Origin of the sequence: Niastella vici (assembly GCF_002077945.1) — a bacterium.
In the GTDB taxonomy this organism is placed as follows: domain Bacteria; phylum Bacteroidota; class Bacteroidia; order Chitinophagales; family Chitinophagaceae; genus Niastella; species Niastella vici.
Map to the genome: position 1 here is coordinate 164,260 of NZ_LVYD01000046.1, position 24,806 is coordinate 189,065.

Sequence of the window (24,806 nt, forward strand, 5' to 3'; positions counted from 1 at the left end):
AATGAAAATATATGGCAAGGAGCTTTGTCTGTTTTGATGATAGTGATACTTCCGAAAATCAAATTGGATTTTGGATTTATGATTCACTATTGCAAATTGCATGTCGTTTTATTGTTGAGAGAATTGATAATAATTCTGATTTGAGTTATCACTGGTTAAAGGGCGATATACGAAACCATATTTATAATAATTCAATTGGGTTGTTTAATGGTTTTATGCATTTGAATTTAAGTGAGTATTTAATTAATGATGAAAAAAAAGAACAATTTATAGCAGTTATAGACTCTGCGAAACAATTGATTGCAAATAAAGATTATTTATCAGTTGAAGAGTTGAATTCACTTCGTATAGATAAAAGTTTGCAAGGAGAATGGGTTAGTCCTTTATCTACAAAATCAATAATTAAAATATTTGATTGGATTGAAATGTTAATTCGGGGTGATTTGAAAACAACATTAAATGATAGGACGGAAGCTGAATTTGGGGGACAGTAAAAAGCAAAATAGCATCATTGCTAGATACTATCTGTTTTTTCTTATTATCTATAAAAAAAGAAGCCGCCTCCATGTTTTTACAAACATAGGAGACGGCCTCTTTTTTTATTTCACCTCATTTAAACGCTTTTATATGATAATAGACTCAGAACAGAAATTCGGATATATATATCCTGGCAGTTTGAACAACTAAATTTTGGTAAACCCCGTCCATCGAATGCCAAGACGTTTATAGTGCCCTGCGGGGTCTCTATGTCGTTTGGTGAGACCTGGATGTTGAACTACAAGATCTTTGTACTGAATTGCAATGCTTGTATGTTGCAATACAAGGCAACCTGCTTCAATTCCAATTGTTTAATTACACGCCTATATGTTGAATTACAATATTCCCCGATCAGTTTACAAGACGGCTCGTTTAAATGCCGACATGCCTCGTTCACAAAGCATACAAGCTCGTTCGCAGCTCAGCCTGTATGTTTCCATCAAAATGACTTGTATATCGATCGGCTAAAAGTAAAAGCTGAAATGCAATGGTCATCGTCCGGAATGCAAGGTATATAGTTCGAAAATATTGCATATGTTTTGATGAGCAAGGTGTATAGTTTGCGTTGCAAGACCTATTGTTTTACAGACTGTGACGATAACTCCAATGACAAGCCAGGGTATCCGCAATACAGCCTGTATCATTTCAATTACAGGCTCCCTTTCAACAAGTGCCGTAACCATTTTGAGTAATTCAATCAACTACACAACCAATCGGTTTATTTTTCAGAAAAAGCGTTTAAGGAAGTGCGTACTGGCAAAAGCATCGTTGTGACGCACCATGTTCCTACCTTATATCAATATCCAAACCGGCGAGCATTTGAGTTTTAGGAGGGAGAAGGTGGTGGAGATAGAAAGTTGAAATGTCAGGGAATACTTGACAGTTGGTCCATATCAGCGCCGTTCCTCCTTCGTTCTTCCTTCGTTCTTGGACTACTCGAACACTACCCAAACACTGCCTCTTTCCTATTGAAATACTACTTTTTTACTACCCATTTACTACCTCTGCCTAAGGAGAAGGGTAGTGATGGGGTAGCAAAAGCGTAGGAAATGGGTGGCCGGAAACCGAAGTCAGAACGAAGCCAGGGTAGTTCAACTACGGTCATAGGTTCCTGTATTACAAGCTGGAATCTTAACCTGATTCACTTGCCTTTCTTTACTTTGGATAAGTGGAAATTGATCATTGTCAATTCAGTATCAGTATTGGCCAGGAAATTAGTGGAGCATGTATTCTGTGAATTTGCCTTAAACGAAATTTAAAACGTTTTTTTAGGCTGATCACGAATAAGGCAGCAAAAGGGTCAATGAGCCTGTTTATTGGTTGTAAGGACTAACAGAATTTCGGCAGATTGTGTATTTGTGCGATATAGTTTGCATCCAGGTAATGACCCGGAAGGCGGGAAAAGGTTGGGTGTAGTACTGGTAAACCCCTCTTTCCGCCCACATTTCCCAATCCGGGATAATCGAAGCTTGACCGAAGCTTAAGCGAAGCTTGACCGAAGCATTCCTGAAGATATTCCCTAAATGGGAACAATAATTGCAGTACTGTATCAAAAATACTCCTTAGCCAACTTTGCTAATTAATCCATTAATCCTGAAAAAAATCGTACGAGACGGTGGGTATTCGAAAACCTGCTTCAATTCTGTTGAAAATCGCCGACGCATTCAACTACATCAACTTAAACAAATGTGGATAACTAAACATATCCGAGGCTCCTATTGCACTCGGTAATCGATCGGTTTTTCTGCCTCAATTTTGAGCTACGCTTATACAGTGAGTGCGATGCAGCGAAACCGGAAGCTAGCGCCGGAATGCTGCCGTACTTCCTGCCTTCCGGCCGGAATAGCGTTGTAACAATTTTATTCCAACATTTTAAAAATTGATTTTATGGCAGAATCTAAAAATAACTATGTCATGTATGGCATGTCGGGGAAATTGGGCAAGCTGCTCATTTTCCGCCAGCGCGGGGGTAAAACTATTGCGACGGCCATCCCCAACCGCTTCAACGTGTTTACCGAACAACAATTGGAGATACAAAGTAAATTCAAAGAAGCTGCTTCCTGGGCACGCGGCATCCTGAAGAATGCGGAGAACCGCAAGTTCTACAGTTCTCTGGCAACGGGCGGTCAGTCGGCCTTCAACATGGCCATAGCCGATTGGTTTACCGATCCTGAGATAAAGGACATCGACACCAAAGAGTATACCGGTATGGTTGGCAGTGTTATCAAAATAGGGGTAGTAGATATCATCAAGGTGCAATCCGTGAAAGTCTCCATCACCACCGCAAGTAGTACCCTGTTAGAAGAAGGCAGCGCTGTTTTTGATGCCAATAGCCAGCAATGTTTGTATACGGCCGTTCAAAACAATGCAACACCTGTAGGTTCCCACATTAAAGCAACGGCTACCGACAAACCGGGAAACAGCCATTCGCTCGAAAAAGGTGATAGAACCGTCTTAAGCCAGATGTTTTGTTTTTGATGAATGAAAAGACTGCCTCTGGTAAAACGGGGGCGGCTTTTTTATCGTTTCCTAACAATATACTATCCGCCTCTCATGGATTCAGAGGTTAACACTCTCGTCGAGTTGCTCCAATTTTTTATTTTGGTCTATTAGGTATAAAGTGAGCTCTTCGATCTTTTTTAAAAGGGTGGCCTGGTTATCACCCACATCCAGACCATTTTTTTCTACTTCATCGGCTGTAGCCACTTCTGGCAAATGGTGATATTGTTTAATATATTGTTCTGCTTCGCTCAAAGGACGCAAACGGTATTTTACATGAAATACGTAATCGGGCCAGGGATAGGGCTTCACTGTTACTTTATTGAAGATGGCATCTCCATTTACAGCAAAACAATAGCCCTTTGTATCGCTGGTATTAATTCCTACATAGGATATGGACCTAACAAACATGCCAGGATTCCATGTCCCATTCGAAGAATAGCCAATAACGAAACGATCGCTTGCTCCGCCTTCATCACCCACATTCACCCGTATTTCAATGGCATCCAGGGCAATGGCATACCTTGATATTCACAGGGGATCTGAACCAGAAGAGGCGCCGAAATCAAGCTTTTTCCCATAGACCAGGTTATCATTTTGATCGCCTAAACAAAGATCACTGTTTACCTTAAACCCCGAGGCGCAACAAAGTGGCTCAAAGCTTATATGCCGTCATTACAGTCGAAAAAGCCAACATCATCAGAGACTGCTATACCGCCACCTGTTTGGTTTCCTTCATTCACTAAAACGCGTATGTATTTGGTTTTTCCAAATGAATTGTATGCCGTACCATCTTTAGAAATTGTCAATGGATACAGGGGGGCGTTTACAGGACCAACAGACACATTACCTGAGATTATGTATTGAGAGCCATTAAGACCTGATTTCCATTGCGCCTTAATAGCTGGCGATATCATAAAAATGGAGGCTGTTGCATAAAGGAGTTTAGGAATTCTTATCCGCATAGTATTTGATTGGTTGTTTTATTGGTACTTTTTATTCAATGATGGTAGTTAAATTGGTTTAAAAATAATACACCCGGTAGTATCTCCTGTAAAGAATTAATAATCGTGTCGTTTTGCCAATAGCCGGGTTGTTTTTACCAATAAATGTGCAATGGATTTTTCTTTGTTACCTCCGGCATTAGCGCATTTCCACGAATACACTACCGGCGTAGTTACCAACGGGAGTGTATGAATGTATAGAAACAAAAAAGCACCAACCCAAAGATTGATGCTTTTTTAGTCTAACCCGAAATCTCAGGTGAATTATTTCCCGCAACACGCTTATTTCTTTGTTTTTAGCTTCAAAAGCTCTTCTTTCAGCTTATTGTTTTCTTCCATCATTATAGCCATATTTTCCTCTAGCACCTTAAGCTTCTCATTTTGCTCCTGTTGCTTTTTATTCTGTTCTATTGCATATAATGTGAGTTCTTCTACTTTTTTCAACAACATAACCTGGTGTTCCCCGAGATTGATACCGTCTTTTTTTACTTCTGCTTCTGTTGGCACTTCAGGCAGGTGATGGTTTTGCTTTATATAAGCTTCTACTGCCTGTAAAGTAAGTAACTGGTACGCAGAGTCAAAAACATAGTCTGCATAATTATACCCCGTTGACGTGAGAAAATTGTCTCCCTTGATAGTCCCAATTACATGAAGTCTTTGTTGGGGAGCACTGGTTCCAATTCCCACATTTCCATTATAGAGAAAAGTGGTAGATAAATTATATGAAGGCGCTATAAAGAGATTGCCATTTGCCGTAATAAGTCCATTTGATTCATTTTGAAAGTGCAGTACACCCAGGTTATTTTTACCAACAGGAACGTTGGTGCCGAAATTACCGCTTAAACCATTGCCATAATGCATAAGGAGGGTTCCTGCCCAGGTAGGGCTGTTCCCATTGTTATAAAAATCCCAGGCTACAGCTCCACTGGAGGTGACTGCAGAAGGATTTTCTCCAATTACCGACAAGGTATTTAATATTTGTGCATTGCTATTGGCCATATTGCTTGATATGCCCACCCGCAAACTTGCATTACCAGCATTGGGTAGCTCCAGTTTTGCACTGGGGTTTGTTACGCCAATTCCTACATTCCCATCCTTGTTTATTACAAACTTGTCTGTCCAGGTAGTTGTAACAGGATAATCACTGGCTATATGAAATGAATAACCGCCGGTTCCCAGGGCCCAACGGGCTGTGGGAATATCATTTACAATTAAATGTAAACCTCCATTTGCACTCCCGGCTGTTATATCGCCATTTACATCCAATTTAGTGGAAGGTGTTGAGGTTCCAATACCTATATTACCTGTGTTTTTTACAGTTACCTGTGCCATTGCTCCTGTATGAAGAATAATAACCCCCATTATGGCGGTTAAACCTGTTTTCAACATAATATTCATTTAATAATTTATGGTTAATAGATTTTTAAGTCGCCCTGTCCTGAAGTATTTTATAGAGGGATCGGGCATGAGCTGTGTGCAAATGATTTTGGTTGATTAAGGGATTGTGTAAAGGTAAATAAGAATAAGCGCTCCCGGGAGTTAATTTGATAAACGTGCAGTTTTAGAAATACACGTGTATATTTTGGCAATAAGTGTGTAAGAAAAGTATGTTTCAACTGTATTTTAAACCTTTTATTGCTGCCTGCTAAAAAACATTCAGCAAATTTTTGCAGATATTACTTTTTTATCTGAAATTAGACCGCCGTATAAAACCAGAATTTGCCATTTGAATGATCTAAACCAGATACGATCGCTGCAACAACGTATTGCTTTGTATGAAGATATGCAGGCGTATCAGGCGATCTATGATCTCTTCTACCATAACCTGCATCGATTTTGTTACTCCTTTGTAAAGTCGCCCGAAATTGCAGAAGAAATTGTTTCTGAGGTATTTATCAAATTATGGCAGATCAGGAACAAACTCATGGAAATCGGGAACCTGAAAGTATACCTGTACCAGTTTGCCTTAATTATATCACCCGCCATTTTAAAAATCCCGTTGCCAGTCTCGACGAAATGGAGCTCGAAATTCTGCCGATATTATACATTCCATTCAGCAATCAATAAAACAGTTACCGCCCCAATGCCGCCTCATCTTCGAAATGGTGAAAGAAGATGGCATGCGCTATAAGGAAGTAGCTGATATCCTCCACATTTCTGTATTGACGGTTCGCAACCAGGTAGTTGCCCAAAGACAGATTTTACCAGGACCTCATTGGATTCAGTAAACGCCCTCATCGTGAACGACCTCACCTTTGCAGTCACTAATTTGCCTACCATCGACAATGAAAAATCAAATGCAAAAGGCAAATTGTATAGCCGGGCCAATAAGGCCATGGCGCAGCAGTTGTTGGCCGAAGTGTATTTGCGCATGGGTAAAAATAACCTCGCCGAAGCCCAATGCCAGGCCATCATCAACAGTGGTAAATTCAATTTTATTAAAGCCAGGTATGGTGTAGGAGCTTCGAAACTAATGCGAAGCTCAAAAAATTGAGATTCCCATTCACCAAAAATGAGTTTTTTATTCGCAGTTTTGGTTAGTTATAGTCAAGGAGTCCCGGCGTACTGCCGGGACTCCCTATTATTTATTATTTTCGACGGAAATTGAAGCTATTCATGAAAACACCCGTATTTGTTACTGCTATCTTATTAAGTGTATTGTCTATAAGTGTCTGCTGCCAGGCCCAGAAAAGATCTGCAAAGAGAGCCGGCTTGTCACAGATTATCCAGACTGATTTTGTAGATGGAGCAAAACAATACAAAGTTTTAAAAGCAAACCTGCCCGCCGACAGCTTCCCAAAAACATTCGATCCCAAAACCGGTAAGCCGGAATACAGCGGTTCCGGATGGTGGTGCAGCGGCTTTTATCCCGGTACATTATTATACCTGTACGAACAAACGCACGACAAAGTATTGTATAATGAAGCCGTGCGTATACTGGGTATACTGCAAAAAGAACAATATAACAAAACCACCCACGATCTGGGTTTTATGATGTATTGCAGTTTTGGTAACGCCAACCGCATACAGCCAAAACCCGAATACAGGGAGATCCTGCTTAACAGCGCAAAATCGCTCAGTACCCGGTTTAATGCAACCGTAGGCTGTATTAAATCCTGGGATTCAAAAGATCCTTCCGACTACCTGGTGATCATTGACAATATGATGAACCTGGAGCTGTTGTTTGAGACCACAAAGGCCACCGGCGATTCCTCATTTTATAAGATAGCAGTTACCCATGCCAATACGACCATGAAAAATCATTTCCGGCCCAATTACAGTTCCTTCCATGTATTGAACTACGACGTAAATACCGGTGCGGTGAAAGAAAAGAAAACGGCACAGGGTTATGCAGATGGTTCGGCCTGGGCGCGCGGACAGGCATGGGGTTTATATGGTTATACCGTTTGCTATCGCTATACCAAAGATGTGCGCTACCTGCAACAGGCGCAGCATATTGCCCAGTTCATTTTAATGAACCCCAATTTACCAGCCGACAAGATCCCTTACTGGGATTTTAATGCCCCTGATATTCCCAATGCCCTGCGCGATGCCTCGGCAGCTGCGATCATGGCCTCGGCATTTCTTGAATTAAGTAAATATACAGACAGCGCAGCAGGGCGCCGGTATAATGAAGTAGCCGCCACCATGATCAGGAATTTATCCCGCGAACCATATAAAGCCGCTATTGGCACCAACGGCGGGTTCATTTTACAACATGGAGTAGGACATAAGCCACACGGCACCGAAGTTGATATGCCGCTTACCTATGGCGATTATTATTTTATGGAAGCATGTAAGCGATATAAAGAAATGAAGAAGTAAAATGTGGGTGGAAAATAACGCCTGCGGAAAACCGGCGGGCTTAAAAATTCAGCGACCCACTCACCATTGACCATTCACCATTCACGACATATGAAATTTCTATCTCTTATTACAGTCTTACTACTATTGACGCATTTATCACTATTTGCTCAAACACCTTTAATAACCGATATCGCTGCCCGCAAAACAACCAGCCTCAATGGCGCGTGGCAATATATAATTGATCCCTATGGTACCGGCTATTATGATTACCGGTACCAGGAAAGAAGCCAGAATGACCGCGATGCCTATTGGAACACCGATGAACAGGTCAATAAGACCGAACGTAAGGAATACAGGTTCACCGATAAATATACCTTGCAGGTGCCCGGCGATTGGAATTCTCAGGCCGAAAAGTTCCTGTACTACGAAGGCATTGTGTGGTATAAAAGATCATTTGATTTTACAAAAAGCAATGCCGCCAATAAAGTTTACCTGTACTTCGGCGCCGTGAACTTTGATGCCGATGTATACTTCAATGGAAAAAAGCTGGGCAAACACAAAGGCGGATTTACGGCTTTTAATTTCGAAGTGCCTGATTCGTATTTAAAACCCACCGGCAATTACCTGGTGGTGAAAGTAGATAATACCAGGCACAAGGATGAAGTGCCAACCGTAAATACCGATTGGTGGAATTATGGCGGCATCACCCGCGATGTGCAGTTGGTAGAAGTACCTGCGGCTTTCATTCAGGACTATAGTCTGCATATAAAAAAGGGCGCTTCACTGAAAACCACAAAGAATATTCCGGTAGAAGGTTGGGTACAGCTCAACGACTGGCAAACCACCAAAGAAGTGACCGTTGAAATTCCGGAATTAAAAATTAAGAAAGCATTTCCGGTAACAGGTGATAAAGTGGCGGTTCAATTTAATTTACCGGCGGTACAGCTTTGGTCGCCACAAACCCCAAAACTGTACAATATCGTTATTAACACGGGTGCCGACAAAATAGAAGACAAAATTGGTTTCCGTACCATAGAGGTCGTTGGCAGGCAGGTGCTGTTGAATGGCAAGCCCTTGTTTATGCGGGGCATTTGTACACACGAAGAAATACCACAGCTAGGACGCCGGGCTTATAGCAAACAGGATGCGCTGCAATTGCTGGGCTGGGCCAAAGAGCTGGGGTGTAACATGGTGCGGCTGGCGCATTATCCGCACAATGAAAATATGACCCGCACGGCCGATTCGCTGGGCATCCTGGTGTGGTCAGAGATACCGGTTTACTGGACCATCGATTTCAGCAGTGGGGAAGTGTTTGACAAAGCCCGCACCCAGCTAACGGAAATGATCACCAGGGACCATAACCGGGCCAGTATCATCATTTGGTCGGTGGGAAATGAAACGCCTGTAAATCCTTTGCGGCTGGTTTTTATGCGTAACCTCATTGGTGCGGCCCGGTCGCTCGATTCAACGCGCCTGGTATCGGCAGCGCTGGAGGTAAATTACCAGCCCGGTGTTAACAAGATCGATGACCCACTGGGTGAGTATGTTGATATTGTATCCTTTAATGAATACCTGGGCTGGTATGCCGGTTTGCCCGACAAGTGCCGTACAGCCAATTGGGAATTTGCGTATAATAAACCTTTCTTCATCAGTGAAACCGGGGCCGAGACCCTGGGTGGTTTTCATGGCGATTCACTCACCCGTTGGAGTGAAGAATACCAGGAATGGTATTACCGCGAACAGGTGGCCATGTTCAAACGCATGCCCGATAATTTTGCCGGCCTTTCGCCCTGGATACTCTGCGATTTCCGATCACCCCGCCGGAATAACCAAACCTTTCAGGAAGGTTGGAACAATAAAGGATTGATTGATCAGCAGGGACGCAAGAAGAAAGCGTTCTTTGTATTGAAGGAATACTACGATGAGAGGAGTAGAACTTCAAACCCATAAAGGATGTAAGTTTTTAGTTCAAAGTTCAAAGTTTCCTGTTCGCCTTACAGCAACGGCTTTGAGCTTTGAACTGTGAACTGTAAACTGTGAACTGTAAACTGTGAACTGTGAACTGTGAACTGTAAACTGTGAACTGTAAACTGTGAACTGTAAACTGTGAACTGTAAACTGTGAACTGTAAACTGTGAACTGTAAACTGTGAACTGTAAACTGTGAACTGTAAACTGTGAACTGTAAACTGTGAACTGTAAACTGTGAACTGTAAACTGTGAACTGTAAACTGTGAACTGTAAACTGTGAACTGTAAACTGTGAACTGTAAACTGTGAACTGTAAACTGTGAACTGTAAACTGTGAACTGTAAACTGTGAACTGTAAACTGTGAACTGTAAACTGTGAACTGTAAACTGTGAACTGTAAACTGTGAACTGTAAACTGTGAACTGTAAACTGTGAACTGTAAACTGTGAACTGTAAACTGTGAACTGTAAACTGTGAACTGTAAACTGTGAACTGTAAACTGTGAACTGTAAACTGTGAACTGTAAACTGTGAACTGTAAACTGTGAACTGTAAACTGTGAACTGTAAACTGTGAACTGTAAACTGTGAACTGTAAACTGTGAACTGTAAACTGTGAACTGTAAACTGTGAACTGTAAACTGTGAACTGTAAACTGTGAACTGTAAACTGTGAACTGTAAACTGTGAACTGTAAACTGTGAACTGTAAACTGTAAACTGTGAAACTGTGAACTGTAAAACTGGAACACAGATAGCAAAAATAAATATCTTATTTCAACTGTTGCTTAAACATCGATCATTATCATTTTGGCATGGTTCTTTCAAAGTAGTAACAAGATGTCTGACATGTAAAATTTGGTCCTTGTTTTCTTGCTTGTTGTTCTTGCCCTGAAATCCCGATAGCGATCGGGAATGCACCAATTGCCTTTTGATTATCCTCCTGTTACACGCACCTGTTTTAACCTGTTGTATTTACTCAATTGATTATGGCCATCACGATGGCTGGTGAAAGTAATTTGCCCATTGCCTGTTGAACATGCTAACTATGAAATACACCATTATACTTAAAAAAGTAATAAAAGAGATTGTAGGACTTGTTTCGATCGTACTCTTTATTTATACCTGTACAAAGTTCAGGACAGTAGCTGTTCACAAGAGAGCTGCTGTCCCTGATACCATCAGGTTAATATGGGCCCCGGCCATCAGGTTGCCGGGGTAACCACAACATATAGATAAACTAAAAAGGGTAAACAGTGAATCATGACCTGTAGGCCGGCAACAGTGAGCCGGCGAACTGCAAACTGCGAAATTTCAACTTTAACCTGTAGGCCGCGAACCGGCAACTAAAAACTAACAAACTTGATAATAGGTTTAGGGAAAGGCAACAACAACGGGATGTCGCAGTTGGTATAGCAACTCTCCGACCAGTTATGTCCTGTTTTTAGGGTGGTTCCTCCTCCGGGGAACCGCCATTTTTTATACCCGCTGAAGTTGTAGCCGCTTGCGCCAGCGCTTCAGCACTGGAGCCACCGGAGCGTACAGGCGGGTTGGCCTATTTAAGATTATCAGGGTTGGGAATGAAATTCAGGAATGCATGGAATTGTGAATCATAACGGCGCTTGTCGAGCTTGTAATAGAACGCACCTTTTTTCGACCCCTCTTTTTCCTTTTCCTTTTGCTTGATGAGCAGTTTGGTCGACAATATTTTGCGGGTGAAATTACGTTTGTCCAGTACAGTGTCATACACACCGGTGTACAAATTGTATAACTGGGGCAGCGTAAATTTCTCGGGCAGCAGTTCAAATAAAATAGGGTGGAAGGCGGCTTTATAGCGCAGCTTTTCCTGGGCCATTTTCACCATACGGCTATGGTCGAAGATGAGCTTGGGCGTTTTTTTCAGGGAGAACCATTCGGCATGAAAATCATCGCTTATCTGCTTCTCGTATTTATGAATATCGATCAGGGCAAAATAAGCAATGGAAATGGTGCGCTCTTCGGGGTCACGGTTAGGTTCACCGAAGGCATGTAACTGTTCAATGTATACATTTTTAAGACCGGTGAGTTGTTTTAGGATGCGCGCGCCTGCCGCTTCAAAATCTTCGTCAGGCTGTACAAAACCACCCATAAGGCTCCATTTGCCTTTTTCGGGTTCAAATCCTCTTTGTATGAGCAGCAGTTTCAGTTCATGTCCATCGAAACCAAAAATGATTGAGTCTACCGCAACAAGCATGCGTTTTTGCTTGGAATAATGTTTCATATGAAAGTGCACCGTCCATTTGAACTATTAAAATTTGGCAATCATAATAGTGGAAACGGATAGAATTTTGGGTTAAAGTAATAAGAAAAAGGGAACAAAAGTGTAACCTTGTGATGAAGATAGCTATTTTTTTTAAATAGCCGCCAGGCCATGCCCGTTGCTTGAAGACCGGTTGCATTTTTTTGCCAACGCTAACCCCCTAATACCAACCGGTAGCTGCAATTTGCTAACGATGATCAGGAAATGACCCTTAAATAAAGATCCGGGTGCCTGAAAAACTTTCACGGAAATCCTTCGGGGTACAGCTTTTTTTCTTTTTAAAGATGCGGTTAAAGTTGGAAATATTATTAAAACCGCAATGGTAGGCCACTTCGGCTATCGATTGGGTGGTATCTATCAGCATCCGGGAAGCATGGCCCAGCCTGATCTCGGTAAGACTGTCAATAAACGTATTGCCGGTACGCTGTTTAAAAAAGCGGCTAAAGGCAGCATCTGACATGTTGGCCAGCCGCGCCACTTCGTTCAGGGTAATGGGTTTGTCGAAGTTGTGGTTCATGTATTCCAACGTTTTTTCAATACGCCGGCTGTTATATGTGTATTGTTCGGTATTGTTGAACGAGGCATCCGATAAAATGCGCATATTTCGCGAAATCGATAAGTCATGTAGTATTGACATTAATTCCAGCACCGAATCGAACCCCTGCTTCTGGTTCAACTCCATGATCCGCGGCGCCAGCTGCTGGGTGGTCTCTTTGGAGAACAGGATCCCCCGTAATGATTTCTCCAGCATGGTGCGAATAAAGCTCAGTTGGTTACGGCGCAGGAACTTTTCATCGAAAAGGTCCTTGTGAAACTGTATCGTGATCTCACGGATCTCGCCGCTTTTGCTGTTATGGGTGAACCAGGCATGTTGCAGGTTGCTGCCTACCAGTACCAGCTCCAGCTCATCAATTTCTTCAATATGATCGCCAATGACCCGCCTGGCGTTTTTGGCGTTTTGAATAAAATTGAGCTCAAATTCCTCATGGTAATGAAGCGGAAAATCGAATTCCGATTTTACGCGCGAGAACAGGGTAAAACAGTCGCTTTGAGTGAGTGGGGTGATTTCCCGTAATAAAGTGCTTTTCATTTGGTGGCAATTGTGTCGTTATGCTGATCAAATTTATACAATTGTTGGTATAATTAGTACCATAACTGGTTTTTATTACTTTAACCTATGAAATGCAGTACTATCAACGATTTAGCGAAGGTTTATTAGTTTTTTGAGTATATAGAATGGGAAATAATATAAATAAATGTCAATATAGTATTATATAGCAATCATAATTGAGGCATACATTTGGTGTAAATTGTATTGCTGTATGAGAAAAAAAGTACTCTGCCGGGTACTCATGGTCTTTCTATGGGTACTGGCGCTAACGGTTCCTGCATTAGCCCAAACCAAAACCATCTCGGGCATTATCTCTGACCAAAATGGGATCCCCCTTGAAAAGGCTACTATCAAAGTAAAAGGCGGAAAAGCTTCGGCCACTTCCGATGCCAACGGTTCTTTCAAACTGGCAGTTCCCGATGGGGCTACCACGCTGGAAGTATCCTATGTGGGCATGAAACCTGTAACCGTTTCCATTGAAGGAAAACAATCGGTGCTGGTTACCCTGAACGTAACCGATAGCAAACTCAATGAAGTAGTGGTGATCGGGTATGGTACCGCCCGCCGCAGCGATGTATCATCGGCCGTTTCCTCTATAAAGGCAAAAGACCTGAAAGACCTGCCGGTGGCCGGTATTGACCAGGCTTTACAGGGAAAAGTAGCCGGCGTAAGCATCACCAATAACAGTGGCCAGCCGGGTGGCGGGGTTTCCATCCGCGTGCGCGGTATTACCAGTGTGAATGGCAACGAACCCTTATATGTAATAGATGGAGTACCCATTCTTACCAATACAACCAGTACCTCGCAGGACCAGTTGGGCGGTAAAGCCGGTCAAACCCAGCAAAGCGTAATGGCCACATTGAACCCGGCCGACATTGCCAGTATCGACATCCTGAAGGATGCCTCGGCTCAGGCCATTTATGGTTCGCTGGGCGCCAATGGCGTGGTGCTCATCACCACCAAACGCGGCCGCAGCGGCGAAGGCAAGTTTTCCTACGATGTATACCATGGCTGGCAAAACATAACTAAAAAACTGCCGGTCATGAACCTACGCCAGTATGCAGAATATTATAACTCCATAGTGCCCGAAGTAAGAGCCGCCGGTGGAGGTTTGGATACGATCGGTGAATTGAAAGACCCCTCCGTTTTGGGTAAGGGTACCGACTGGCAGAACGAAATTTACCAAACCGGAAAGATCGACAACCACCAGCTGGCATTTTCGGGCGGACAGGGAAAAACAGTTTATTATTTTTCCCTGAACTATTTTGACCAAACCGGTATTCTCCTTGGTTCCAAGTTCAACCGGTATGCCGGCCGTTTCAGCCTCGATCAGCAGGTGAAAAGCTGGCTAAAGGCCGGTATCAGCACCAACCTCTCCAGAAGCAACCAACGGGTAACCCTGGCCGATGGGGTAGAAACGCCTACCGCCATCGTGTTGTATAATAGTCCGGCCACCCCGGTAAAAGGGCCTAACGGACAATACATCACTACCACCAGTCTGGGGAGCACCACTTTTGGCAATAGCAATTCAAACCCCATTGCTACAGCTCTGTTACGCAATGTAAAAGCTATACAATCAAAAGCCTTTGGTAATATATATACCGATGTTCAGTTCACGAAGTACCTCAGTTTAAGAAATGAAGTGAACTATGATTTTCAGTTGACGGAAAATTCTGCTTTTCAACCCTATTACGTAAACGAAGCAACGAACCAGGTAGTGCTGGCGCCAAGCCGCCTGCGCGAAGACAGGAATACCAGCTTTTACTGGGCGCTCAGGAATTACCTCACCTATAACCAATCGTTCGGCAAACATGCCATAAACGCCGTGGTAGGTCATGAAGCCCAGGCATCACATTGGGATAATAAGTTTGTTTCTGTGACCAATCTTACCCTGAACCTGCAGTCGTCCAATGCGGGTACGGTTGATGTATCGCAAACCGGTGGTCAAAAGGGCGACTGGAGCATGGAATCTTACTTTGCCCGTGCTACCTATACATACGATAACCGGTACTCACTCAGCGGTTCAATAAGAAGAGATGGCTCTTCGAGTTTTGGTCCCAATAGCCGGTGGGGTAACTTCTCGGCTGTTTCTGCCGGTTGGACGGTTACCAACGAAAAATTTGCCCAGAACTGGAAGATCGTTGACTACCTGAAATTCCGCGTGGGCGCCGGTTCGGCAGGTAATCAGAACTCGCCTGTACAAAACGCCTATTCAACCAACATCAGGTTATTTAGTGTAGCGCCCTTTGGCGCTGGCGGTGTGCCCGCTAATGTGGGCAACCCGAACCTGAGCTGGGAAGCGGTGAAAACATATAACGCAGGTGTTGACCTTTCATTCATCAAAAAACGCATTGAATTATCAGTTGATCTTTATAAAAAGACCACTACCAATATGATCCTGTCTACAACACTGCCCGTGTTTGTAGGTTTAGACCCCAACCCACCCAATGCAGCCTATAAAGAAATTGAACCGCCCGTAACCAATGCCGGTGAAATGACCAATACCGGTATTGATATCAACCTCACAACTTATAATATTCAACGCAGCGACTTTACCTGGAAAACCAACATCATCTTCAGCCGTTACCGTAACGAGCTGGTGAAGCTGAATGCGCCCGGGGCCTTATTACGCGGCGCTGAACAGGATTTTACGGGTAGCGCTTCTGTAGTGAATATTACACAGGCCGGCCGTGCAGTAGGTACTTTTTATGGGTATGTAACGGATGGCCTTTTCCGTAATATGAGTGAGTTGAACAATGGAACCAACTGGGGCCTGGCTGTTGGCCCGCAAGGTATTTACCTGGGTGATATCCGTTATAAAGACCTGAGTGGTCCCGATGGTAAACCAGATGGTAAGATCGGCAGTGAAGATGTGACCTTCATCGGCGATCCCAACCCCAAATTCACGTATGGTATTACCAACTCTTTCACCTATAAAGGATTCGATTTCTCCTTCTTTTTGCAGGGCGTTCAGGGCAGCAAGATCTTTAACTGGACGCGCAAGTATACCGAGTCGTTATCGAGTGTGTATTTAAATCAAAGCACCAAAGTAATGGAGCGCTATACGTCATCAAATACCGGAGCTTCCATTCCCCGCTATAACCAGTGGAATAATAACAATACCCGTAATTCAGACCGGTATATAGAAGATGGTTCTTACCTGCGCATTCAGAACATTTCAATTGGTTACAATTTCCCGGCTAAATGGATCAACAAGGCCAAAATGTCGAATGCCCGCCTGTATTTGTCGGCACAGAATATAAAAACGTTCACGAATTATTCAGGCTACGATCCGGAAATTGGATCATTTAACAAGAACGTGTTGTCGCAGAATGTCGACAACGGGCACTATCCCAATCCACGCACCATTACAGTAGGCGCCAATATTGAATTTTAATGCAAAAAAAAAGAGTAATGAAAACAATTAATAAATATATAGCGTATGGGATCATCGGGGTGGCAACGTTGGCTTCCTGCAATAAAAGCTTTCTCGATCATCCGTCTGAAAATAATCCCACACTCGATACCTATTACAATACAGCCGATCAGGTATTAAAAGCTACCGGTTATTTGTACAATTCCGTTTGGTACGATTACCAGGATAAAGCGTTTCATGCCATTGGCGAAACGCTGGCCGGTAACATGCTTACCGAAACCGGGCCCAACTATGGCAGCGGCAGTTATAACCTGTTCACCGTATTAAGCACCGACCCGCTGGTGTCGAGCTGCTGGCAATCGTTGTACAAAGTAGCCGGTACCGCCACTGTGCTCATTAATACATTCGAGCAAAAGAAAGGGAAAGCTACAGAAACAAATTATTTAAACCAGGGTATTGCTGAAGCGCGTTTTATGCGGGGGGCCGCCTATTTTACCATTGCCCGCACGTTCGGCGATGTGCCCATTGTGACCGATCCGGTGGCGCTGGCCGGTTCAGGCAATTATAGTGTGCCGCGTTACTTTCAGAAAGATGTACTGCAATTTGCCCTCGAAGATTTCAGGTTTGCCGAACAGAATTTACCGGCTGTGCCTGCTGAAAAAGGCCGCGTATGCAAATACTCGGCAGCAGGTATGATGGCGAAATTATACCTCTATCGCAAGGATTATGACAGCGCCAAAATATATGCGCAACGTGTTATAAGTTCCGGTAATTACGATCTGTATCCCGATTATGCGCAAATGTTCACCAGTTCAAAAGCCAACAACAACGTAGAATCCCTGTTTGCCCTGCAATGGATCGCAGCAGGCGGTTACAGTTATGCCAATCCCATACAGGTGTATGCAGCGCCTTCTACCTTATTAAAACCGGTGGTGGGAACAGGCTATTCCTCTGTATACCCCACACTGGATATGTTAAAGGCCTATGATGCCAATGACCAACGCCGCCAATGGTCGGTTATGGAACATGGGTTTAAAAGAACCGACTGGACGAACATCAATTTTCCCAGTGGTTTTGTATACGATACCACCGGTACTGCGTATGAAGATGCCACGCATTTCCGTAATGGTACCCGGTCAAATTCATTAAAGTATGTGGTTGGAACCGGCTCCAATGGCGAAGCGCTCAGCAGCAACGGATCAAGTGATATTTGTACCTACATCCTGCGCTATGCAGATGTGTTGTTGATCTATGCCGAAGCGGTACTGGGCAATAGTGCTTCAACGGCCGATGCATCGGCGCTCACGGCGTTCAATAAAGTGCATAACCGCAATCATAATTTTAGTGATGTGCCGGTTACTTCGTTAACCAAAGCCATCATTCTGCATGAACGCCGGGTTGAGTTTGCTTTTGAAGGCGACTCCTGGTTCGATATCCAGCGCCAGGGATTTGCCTATGCAAAATCAGTTATCAATGCACAGGAACGAGGCACATTGAATGGCGATGGCACTGTTAACCATGCGGCTGCCAATCTCAATTCAGAAAGCCAGCTCTTCCTGCCCATTCCGCAGTCAGAGACCGTATCGGACCCCAAACTGCTGGAACCGGCTGTTGCATACTATTAAAAATACAGGTAACCCAAGCCGTGAAATCTTAAAAGCGATAACAATGAACTATTTTAAAAATACAACCTATAAATTAGCGATTGTTCTTTTTGCCGGTGTACTGGTATTCAGCGCCTGTAAAAAAGATACCGGAATGGATAATCCCTCCGCCAACAAGCTCAGTCCCGAAAAGGGGTCAGGCGGCGATGTATTAACCCTTACAGGTAGCGACCTGGCCGGCGTTACCTCCATTGTGTTTGAAACTGACAGTGTGCGTTGTTTGTTTAACCCCACACTAAATACAGAAAACGCAGTCATCTTCCGCGTACCCGATACGGCCAGCGGCGGACAGCAGAATATTATTTTCAAGAACAGCAAAGGAAAACAATGGCTGGTTCCCTTTAATGTAATTGCCGTTGCCAATATCACCAATGCATTTCCGCTCGATTTTCAGGCGGGATCAACCATTACGCTCACTGGTATTAACCTGGAAAGCGTAAGCAAAGTGATGCTCGATGGTACAACCGATGTAGCCACCATTGTATCAAAAGAGAAAAAGAAGCTGGTGCTGAAAATGCCTTCAACAACTGCGAATACCTGTAAACTGGTCATTACAAACAGTTCGGGCACCATGACCACTACGCAGGTATTTACCTATATAACCAATGCCTATGGCATTTTTACTGATGCATTCCCCACAGGTATGGACGACTGGTCGTGGAGCCTCACCAATTCAACTTCTTCCAGTAACATTATTGCCGGCACTTCCTCTTTACAGGCTGCCTATAATGGCGATTGGGGTGGTATGCAATTGCATTGGGGTACTGCCATTGACCTCACACCTTATAAATATGTTACTTTCTATATCAAGGGCGCAGATGTTGACAAGAAAATGAAATTCAATTTCAACTGGACAAACGACCAAACTCTTACAATTCCAGCGAACGTATGGACCTATTATAAAATTGATCTGGGCATATTCAAGAACAATGGCGTATCCGCATTGAACACTTTTGTAATGCAGATCAATGAATCGCCCAAGACCCTGTATTTCGATGATATTTTGTTGGTTAAGTAATGCTTAAACGGTTATAACAGTAAATGAATATAAAAACCAGATATGCTTCTTTACTGCTGGCTGCGTTGTTGGGGGCTAACTGCTCCCCGGCGCAGCCCGCAGCCAACCAGGTGCCGGCCGATAAATTGGCCACTGCTGAAACAGTTCACCTGTGTAACAATTTAAAGAAACTGGCCGGCAAAGGGTATATGTTCGGTCACCAGGACGATCTGGCCTACGGCGTAAACTGGCGCTATGAGAATGGCAGAAGCGATGTAAAAGAAGTGGCCGGCAATTACCCCGCCGTGTATGGCTGGGAGTTAGGCGGACTGGAAGCCAACGAAGACAAGAATATTGATGGCGTGCCCTTTAAGAAAATGCGGCAGTTCATCAGGGAAGGATATGAACGCGGCGGCGTGATCACCATCAGCTGGCATGCCCGCAGTCCGTTTGGCGCGGCCAAAGGGGCCTGGGATACTACACATGGGTCGGTAGCTTCCATTTTACCAGGAGGCGAAAACCATTTGATGTACAAGGCCTGGCTCGATGAGCTGGCGAAATTCTTTCTGTCGTTAAAGAACAGCCAGGGTGAGGCCATTCCCGTATTGTTCAGGCCCTTTCACGAATTAACGGGCAACTGGTTCTGGTGGGGCCGTAATGCCTGCAGTGCCGAACAGTTTAAAGTACTTTGGCGGTTCACCCAGTATTATCTGCAGAACGAAAAGAAAGTGCATAATTTATTGTACGTCTATAATACGGCAAGCGATTTTAAAACAAAAGGAGAATTCCTCGAACGCTATCCCGGCGACGATATGGTTGATATGATCAGCTTTGATTCGTACCAGTATGACGACCCGGTAAAAAGCGACTGGTTTGTAAAGAACACCAGTATGCAGCTCGACATGCTGACTGCAATAGCCACTGATAAAAACAAATTGATGGCCATTGCCGAAACCGGATACGAGCAAATTCCTTTTGCCAGCTGGTGGACGGAGACCCTGGCAAAAGCAATAGGACAGCATAAGATCTCGTACGTACTTGTATGGCGCAACCACGGTTATAACCAGTGGATGAAAAGAATGCACTATTACGCACCCTATAAAGGCCATGGGTCAGAAGCGGATTTTGTAAAGTTCTATCAGTTGGATAATACACTTTTTGAAAAGGATGTAGCAAATGAGAAATTGTATGAATGAAGTAAACGGTAAGCACTAGGAAGTAGGAAACCGATTCACGAAATTAGCAGAATGAAGATCACATTATTAGACGCATCCATTGTTTTCCTGTACCTGGTTACCATGGTAGTAATAGGGTGGGGGTTACGAAAAAGAGCCCGCAAGAATAAAGAAAGCTACCTGCTGGGTGGTAAATCGCTGCCCTGGTATATGCTCGGGTTAAGCGATGCCAGTGATATGTTCGATATCAGCGGAACCATGTGGATGGTAGCCCTCTGTTTTGTATATGGTATGAAATCCATCTGGATACCCTGGTTATGGCCTGTATTTAACCAGGTATTTATGATGATGTTCATTTCGAAATGGGTACGCCGGTCAAATGCCAGTACCGGCGCCGAATGGCTGGTGACCCGTTTCGGATCAAACGGTACCTGGGTAAAAAGCTCGCACAATGTGGTAGTGGCCTTTGCCCTGCTGAGCTGTTTTGGTTTTTTAGCTTATGGCTTTGTTGGCCTCGGCAAGTTCATTGAAATTTTTGTTCCCTGGCATATGGTGAAGGATTATGTGCCGTTTGCCGTATCGCCTGAATATGTGCCGCACCTGTACGGGATCGTGTTCACCCTTTTTGCGATGTTCTATTCCATATTGGGGGGCATGCACAGCATTGTACTGGGCGATGTGATCAAGTATGTGATCATGACCATTGCCTGTATTTCCATAGCTGTGATAGCCATGGTGCGGTTGCACAGCACCGGTGCCGTACTGTCGGTACCCGAAGGATGGAGTAATCCGTTTTTCAACTGGCATCTCAATTTAGACTGGCGCAGGCATGTGCCCGATGCCAATAAAAAAATAGCGGAAGACGGGTTTGGGTTGTTTGGGTTCTTCTTTATGATGATGCTGTTCAAAGGCATATTTGCCAGTTTGGCCGGCCCTGCGCCCAACTACGACATGCAAAAAGTATTGAGTACCCGTTCACCGAAAGAAGCCAGTAAGATGTCGGGGTTTGTATCCATCATCTTATTACCCATCCGTTATTCCATGATCATTGGCCTTACCGTGCTGGCATTGTTGTATTATAATCAGCTCGATCTGCATTCGGCGGGTGGAACCGATTTTGAAAAGATACTACCCGGCGCCATCAATAATTTTTTACCGGTCGGCATTCTGGGGCTGGTGCTTACAGGATTACTGGGTGCATTTATGGGCACCTTCTCCGGTACATTGAATGCGGCGCAGGCATACATAGTTAACGATATCTATCTGAAGTATGTCAATCCGCAGGCAGGCACCAAAAAAGTGATGCGGGCGAATTACCTGGTGGGTATCGTTGTTGTCGCAATTGGCGTAACGCTTGGTTTTTTTGCAAAGGATGTGAACAGCGTATTGCAATGGATAGTAGGCGCCTTATATGGCGGATACATTGCCGCCAATATGTTGAAATGGTATTGGTGGCGTTTTAATGCCAGTGGATTTTTCTGGGGCATGGCCAGTGGTATTGCCGCTGCGCTGGTATTCCCCTATATTTTTAAGAACACCCTGCCTTTATATAGCTGGCCGCTGTTATTCCTTATTTCGCTGGCCGGTTGTTTTATTGGAACCTTTAGTACCCCGCCTACCGAAGAAAGCGTATTGAAACAATTTTACAAAACCGTAAAGCCGTGGGGCTTCTGGAACCCCATACAGGTAAAAGTAATGGCTGAAGACCCTGCCTTTGAACCCAATACCCGATTCAAAACAGATATGTTCAATGTGGTATTGGGAATTATAGGGCAGTGTTGTTTAACCATTTTGCCCATGTATGTGGTGTTATGGCTGAAGCTGCCATTGCTGATCACCGTTGCCATACTGGTTGTTATAGCCCTGGTGCTTAAAAAGACCTGGTGGGAAAAACTGGAAAACTAATCAGACTTTAAAAATGAAATGAAATGGATAAGAATTTTTTGACGCGGCTGGAAATGCTGAAAAAATCGTACGAGAAATTAATTAACCGCACCAATGAAAAAGTGGAAGAAGAGAACGGCATTTATTGCCGGTACAAAAACCCGGTGCTTACGGCCCGGCATACGCCCCTTTTCTGGCGTTATGATCTCAATGCAGCTACCAATCCCTATTTAATGGAGCGCATCGGCATTAACTCCGTGCTCAATGCCGGAGCTATTAAACTGAATGGAAAATATTATTTGATAGCGCGGGTTGAAGGCAGCGACCGCAAATCATTTTTTGCCGTTGCCGAAAGCGACAATGGAATTGATGGTTTCCGCTTCTGGGATTACCCGGTGCTGATGCCCGAAACAGAAGTGGCCGACACCAATATTTACGATATGCGCGTGGTACAGCATGAAGACGGCTGGATCTACGGCTTGTTCTGCACCGAACGCCGCGATCCCAATGCTGCGCCCGGCGATCAGTCTTCGGCTATTGCCCAATGTGGTATTGCCCGTACAAAAGATCTTAAAAAATGGGAACGCCTGGCCGATCTGAAAACCCCATCGCCCCAGCAACGCAATGTAGTGCTGCATCCCGAATTTGTTGACGGACAATACGCTTTTTATACCCGTCCGCAAGATGGCTTTATTGAGGCTGGAACCGGCGGCGGTATCGGGTTTGGATTAAGCCGTTCCATTGAAAATGCAGTCATTCATAAAGAAGTGGTGCTCGATAAAAGAGTATACCATACCATTTCAGAATTAAAGAACGGACTGGGCCCGCAACCGGTTAAAACAAGTGAAGGCTGGCTGCACCTGGCGCACGGTGTGCGTAATACCGCTGCAGGGTTGCGTTATGTGTTGTATATGTTTATGACCGATTTGAACGACCTCACCAAAATGATCTATAAACCGGCAGGTTATTTTATAGCCCCCGAAGGCGAAGAAAGGGTAGGGGATGTATCGAATGTAGTGTTTGGCAATGGCTGGATCGTTGATAACGATGGCCGTGTGCTCATCTATTACGCCTCCTCCGATACGCGCATGCATGTGGCCGAATCGACCCTCGACCGGCTGGTTGATTATGTAATGCATACCCCGGCCGATGGATATACCTCTGCTACTTCGGTTCAAACCCTGTATAAAATGATCGATAATAATAAAATGGTGCAACAGTAGGATATTTGTAGCATGGACCTTTCCCTTTTCAAGAATGAATTACAACAGGAGCTTGCTGCCATACTGGAATACTGGATACAGCATACCAAAGATGAACAGCAGGGCGGTTTTTGCGGGCGCATCGATAATGACAATATTTGTTATGCCGATGCGCCCAAGGGAGCTGTGCTGAATGCCCGCATCCTTTGGACTTTTTCTGCTGCCGCTAATTTAACCAATGACTGGCGGTATGCAGCCATGGCCAACCGCGCCTTTGCCTACATTCGCGATCATTTTGTAGATAAGGAATATGGCGGGGTTTACTGGAGCGTGACCAGCAAAGGCGAAATACATGATTCCAAAAAGCAGATCTATGCGCTGGCATTTGTATTGTATGCCTGCAGCGAATATTATATAGCCCTGCACAGCGAGCCGGCAAAACAGCTCGCCATTGAATTGTACAGGGTGATACAGGAAAAAAGTTATGATCCCATACAGGGCGGTTACTTCGAAGCCTTTGCGCGCGACTGGCAACCGCTCGACGACTTGCGATTGAGCAATAAAGATGCGAATGAAAAGAAGACCATGAATACGCATCTGCATATTCTGGAAGCCTATACCTGTTTATACCGCCTGTGGCCCGATGCGCAGTTAAAGCAACATATTGCCGGGTTGCTTCAGCATTTTGATAAGCACATCATTGATCAAACTACCGGTCACCTGCACTTATTCTTTGAGGAGAACTGGCAGGTAAAGGGCGACACCATTTCTTATGGTCACGATATAGAAGCCAGCTGGCTGCTGCTCGAAGCAGCTGAAGTAATTGGCGATGAAGTATGGATCGGCAGAATGAAGGAGCTGGCAGTTAAAATGGCTGAAGCCGTGGTCATTGGACTGGATACAGATGGCGGTTTATGGTATGAATATGAAGCCGCACATAACCGGTTGATAAAGGAAAAACATTGGTGGCCACAGGCCGAAGCGCTGGTAGGGTTCTATAATGCCTGGCAACTGAGTGACCGTCATGAATTTCTGCAATATGCTTTCAATAACTGGGCATTCATTAAACAATACATCCGCGATAATAAGAATGGAGAATGGTTTTGGGGCATTACCGAAGATCATGTTGTTATGCCCGGTCAGGATAAAGCCGGCTTATGGAAATGCCCCTATCATAATGGCCGCGCCTGTATGGAAATTATTCGCAGAATTGGAACCAGGCAACTTTCAGGCAGATCTGCCTGAGTTTTGAATGGAAGTTTCAAAGATACTTCCGGATGGTCCAT

At 44.3% G+C, this 24,806-nt stretch carries 20 protein-coding genes; 15 read left to right on the top strand and 5 right to left on the bottom strand.

All coding sequences use genetic code 11. From position 1 onward, the window contains the following. Positions 1-11 precede the first annotated feature (11 nt). A complete protein-coding gene (locus A3860_RS17165; protein WP_081147961.1) occupies positions 12-494 on the top strand; it encodes a hypothetical protein in 483 nt (160 codons plus the stop codon). Positions 495-2,424: 1,930 nt separating this feature from the next. Beyond that, positions 2,425-3,015, top strand: a complete 591-nt coding sequence (locus tag A3860_RS17180; protein ID WP_081147964.1) for a hypothetical protein — start codon at positions 2,425-2,427, stop codon at positions 3,013-3,015. An 81-nt stretch (positions 3,016-3,096) separates the two neighbouring features. On the opposite strand, the gene A3860_RS17185 is transcribed toward A3860_RS17180, so the two are convergent. The 3 genes from A3860_RS17185 to A3860_RS17195 form a co-directional block, all read right to left on the bottom strand. Then, entirely contained in the window at positions 3,097-3,519 is a 423-nt protein-coding gene (locus A3860_RS17185) for a hypothetical protein (RefSeq protein ID WP_081147965.1), read from the bottom strand. A gap of 179 nt (positions 3,520-3,698) precedes the next feature. Beyond that, the gene (locus tag A3860_RS17190; protein WP_081147966.1) at positions 3,699-4,001 is read right to left on the bottom strand and encodes a hypothetical protein; all 303 of its coding nucleotides are present in this window, start codon (positions 3,999-4,001) and stop codon (positions 3,699-3,701) included. A 321-nt stretch (positions 4,002-4,322) separates the two neighbouring features. Next, positions 4,323-5,429 (bottom strand): hypothetical protein, encoded by a 1,107-nt coding sequence (locus tag A3860_RS17195; protein ID WP_143774149.1) that lies wholly within the window; start codon positions 5,427-5,429, stop codon positions 4,323-4,325. Between the two features lie 337 nt (positions 5,430-5,766). Here A3860_RS17195 and A3860_RS17200 point away from each other — a divergent pair, with 337 nt between their 5' ends. The 6 genes from A3860_RS17200 (at position 5,767) to A3860_RS41110 (ending at position 11,034) form a co-directional block, all read left to right on the top strand. Next, entirely contained in the window at positions 5,767-6,171 is a 405-nt protein-coding gene (locus A3860_RS17200; RefSeq protein ID WP_081147968.1) for an RNA polymerase sigma factor, read from the top strand. Continuing rightward, the gene (locus A3860_RS42285) at positions 6,143-6,268 is read left to right on the top strand and encodes a hypothetical protein (RefSeq protein ID WP_394334793.1); all 126 of its coding nucleotides are present in this window, start codon (positions 6,143-6,145) and stop codon (positions 6,266-6,268) included. The genes A3860_RS17200 and A3860_RS42285 overlap by 29 nt, the downstream gene beginning before the upstream one ends. After that, positions 6,256-6,534 (top strand): hypothetical protein, encoded by a 279-nt coding sequence (locus A3860_RS17210; protein ID WP_216823459.1) that lies wholly within the window; start codon positions 6,256-6,258, stop codon positions 6,532-6,534. The genes A3860_RS42285 and A3860_RS17210 overlap by 13 nt, the downstream gene beginning before the upstream one ends. A 122-nt stretch (positions 6,535-6,656) precedes the next feature. Continuing rightward, positions 6,657-7,865 carry a glycoside hydrolase family 88 protein gene (locus tag A3860_RS17215; protein WP_081147971.1) on the top strand — a complete coding sequence of 403 codons (1,209 nt, stop codon included), beginning with the start codon at positions 6,657-6,659 and terminating at the stop codon, positions 7,863-7,865. Between the two features lie 90 nt (positions 7,866-7,955). After that, positions 7,956-9,797: a glycoside hydrolase family 2 protein gene (locus A3860_RS17220; RefSeq protein ID WP_081147972.1), complete on the top strand. Its 1,842-nt coding sequence runs from the start codon at positions 7,956-7,958 to the stop codon at positions 9,795-9,797. Between the two features lie 1,063 nt (positions 9,798-10,860). Further along, positions 10,861-11,034 (top strand): hypothetical protein, encoded by a 174-nt coding sequence (locus A3860_RS41110; RefSeq protein WP_158085282.1) that lies wholly within the window; start codon positions 10,861-10,863, stop codon positions 11,032-11,034. 333 nt (positions 11,035-11,367) lie between these two features. Here the strand turns inward: A3860_RS41110 and A3860_RS17230 are convergent, their stop codons facing one another. Then, positions 11,368-12,045: an NUDIX hydrolase gene (locus tag A3860_RS17230; RefSeq protein ID WP_317043497.1), complete on the bottom strand. Its 678-nt coding sequence runs from the start codon at positions 12,043-12,045 to the stop codon at positions 11,368-11,370. Positions 12,046-12,322: 277 nt separating this feature from the next. Continuing rightward, on the bottom strand, positions 12,323-13,201 hold the full coding sequence (locus tag A3860_RS17235) for a helix-turn-helix domain-containing protein (RefSeq protein WP_081147975.1): 879 nt from the start codon (positions 13,199-13,201) through the stop codon (positions 12,323-12,325). 232 nt (positions 13,202-13,433) lie between these two features. Here A3860_RS17235 and A3860_RS17240 point away from each other — a divergent pair, with 232 nt between their 5' ends. From A3860_RS17240 to A3860_RS17270, 7 genes are read left to right on the top strand one after another with little or no spacing between them, the layout of a single operon-like run. Further along, the gene (locus A3860_RS17240) at positions 13,434-16,619 is read left to right on the top strand and encodes a SusC/RagA family TonB-linked outer membrane protein (RefSeq protein ID WP_081147976.1); all 3,186 of its coding nucleotides are present in this window, start codon (positions 13,434-13,436) and stop codon (positions 16,617-16,619) included. Between the two features lie 17 nt (positions 16,620-16,636). Then, positions 16,637-18,223: a RagB/SusD family nutrient uptake outer membrane protein gene (locus A3860_RS17245; RefSeq protein WP_081148064.1), complete on the top strand. Its 1,587-nt coding sequence runs from the start codon at positions 16,637-16,639 to the stop codon at positions 18,221-18,223. 43 nt (positions 18,224-18,266) lie between these two features. Continuing rightward, complete coding sequence (locus tag A3860_RS17250; RefSeq protein WP_158085283.1) at positions 18,267-19,280, top strand: IPT/TIG domain-containing protein; 1,014 nt, start codon at positions 18,267-18,269, stop codon at positions 19,278-19,280. A 23-nt stretch (positions 19,281-19,303) separates the two neighbouring features. After that, positions 19,304-20,455 (top strand): glycoside hydrolase family 26 protein, encoded by a 1,152-nt coding sequence (locus A3860_RS17255; protein WP_081147978.1) that lies wholly within the window; start codon positions 19,304-19,306, stop codon positions 20,453-20,455. 51 nt (positions 20,456-20,506) lie between these two features. Continuing rightward, positions 20,507-22,339: a sodium:solute symporter family protein gene (locus A3860_RS17260; RefSeq protein ID WP_081147979.1), complete on the top strand. Its 1,833-nt coding sequence runs from the start codon at positions 20,507-20,509 to the stop codon at positions 22,337-22,339. A 23-nt stretch (positions 22,340-22,362) separates the two neighbouring features. Beyond that, positions 22,363-23,541 (top strand): glycoside hydrolase family 130 protein, encoded by a 1,179-nt coding sequence (locus tag A3860_RS17265; protein WP_081147980.1) that lies wholly within the window; start codon positions 22,363-22,365, stop codon positions 23,539-23,541. Between the two features lie 12 nt (positions 23,542-23,553). Continuing rightward, the gene (locus A3860_RS17270) at positions 23,554-24,765 is read left to right on the top strand and encodes an AGE family epimerase/isomerase (protein ID WP_081147981.1); all 1,212 of its coding nucleotides are present in this window, start codon (positions 23,554-23,556) and stop codon (positions 24,763-24,765) included. Positions 24,766-24,806: the final 41 nt, after the last annotated feature.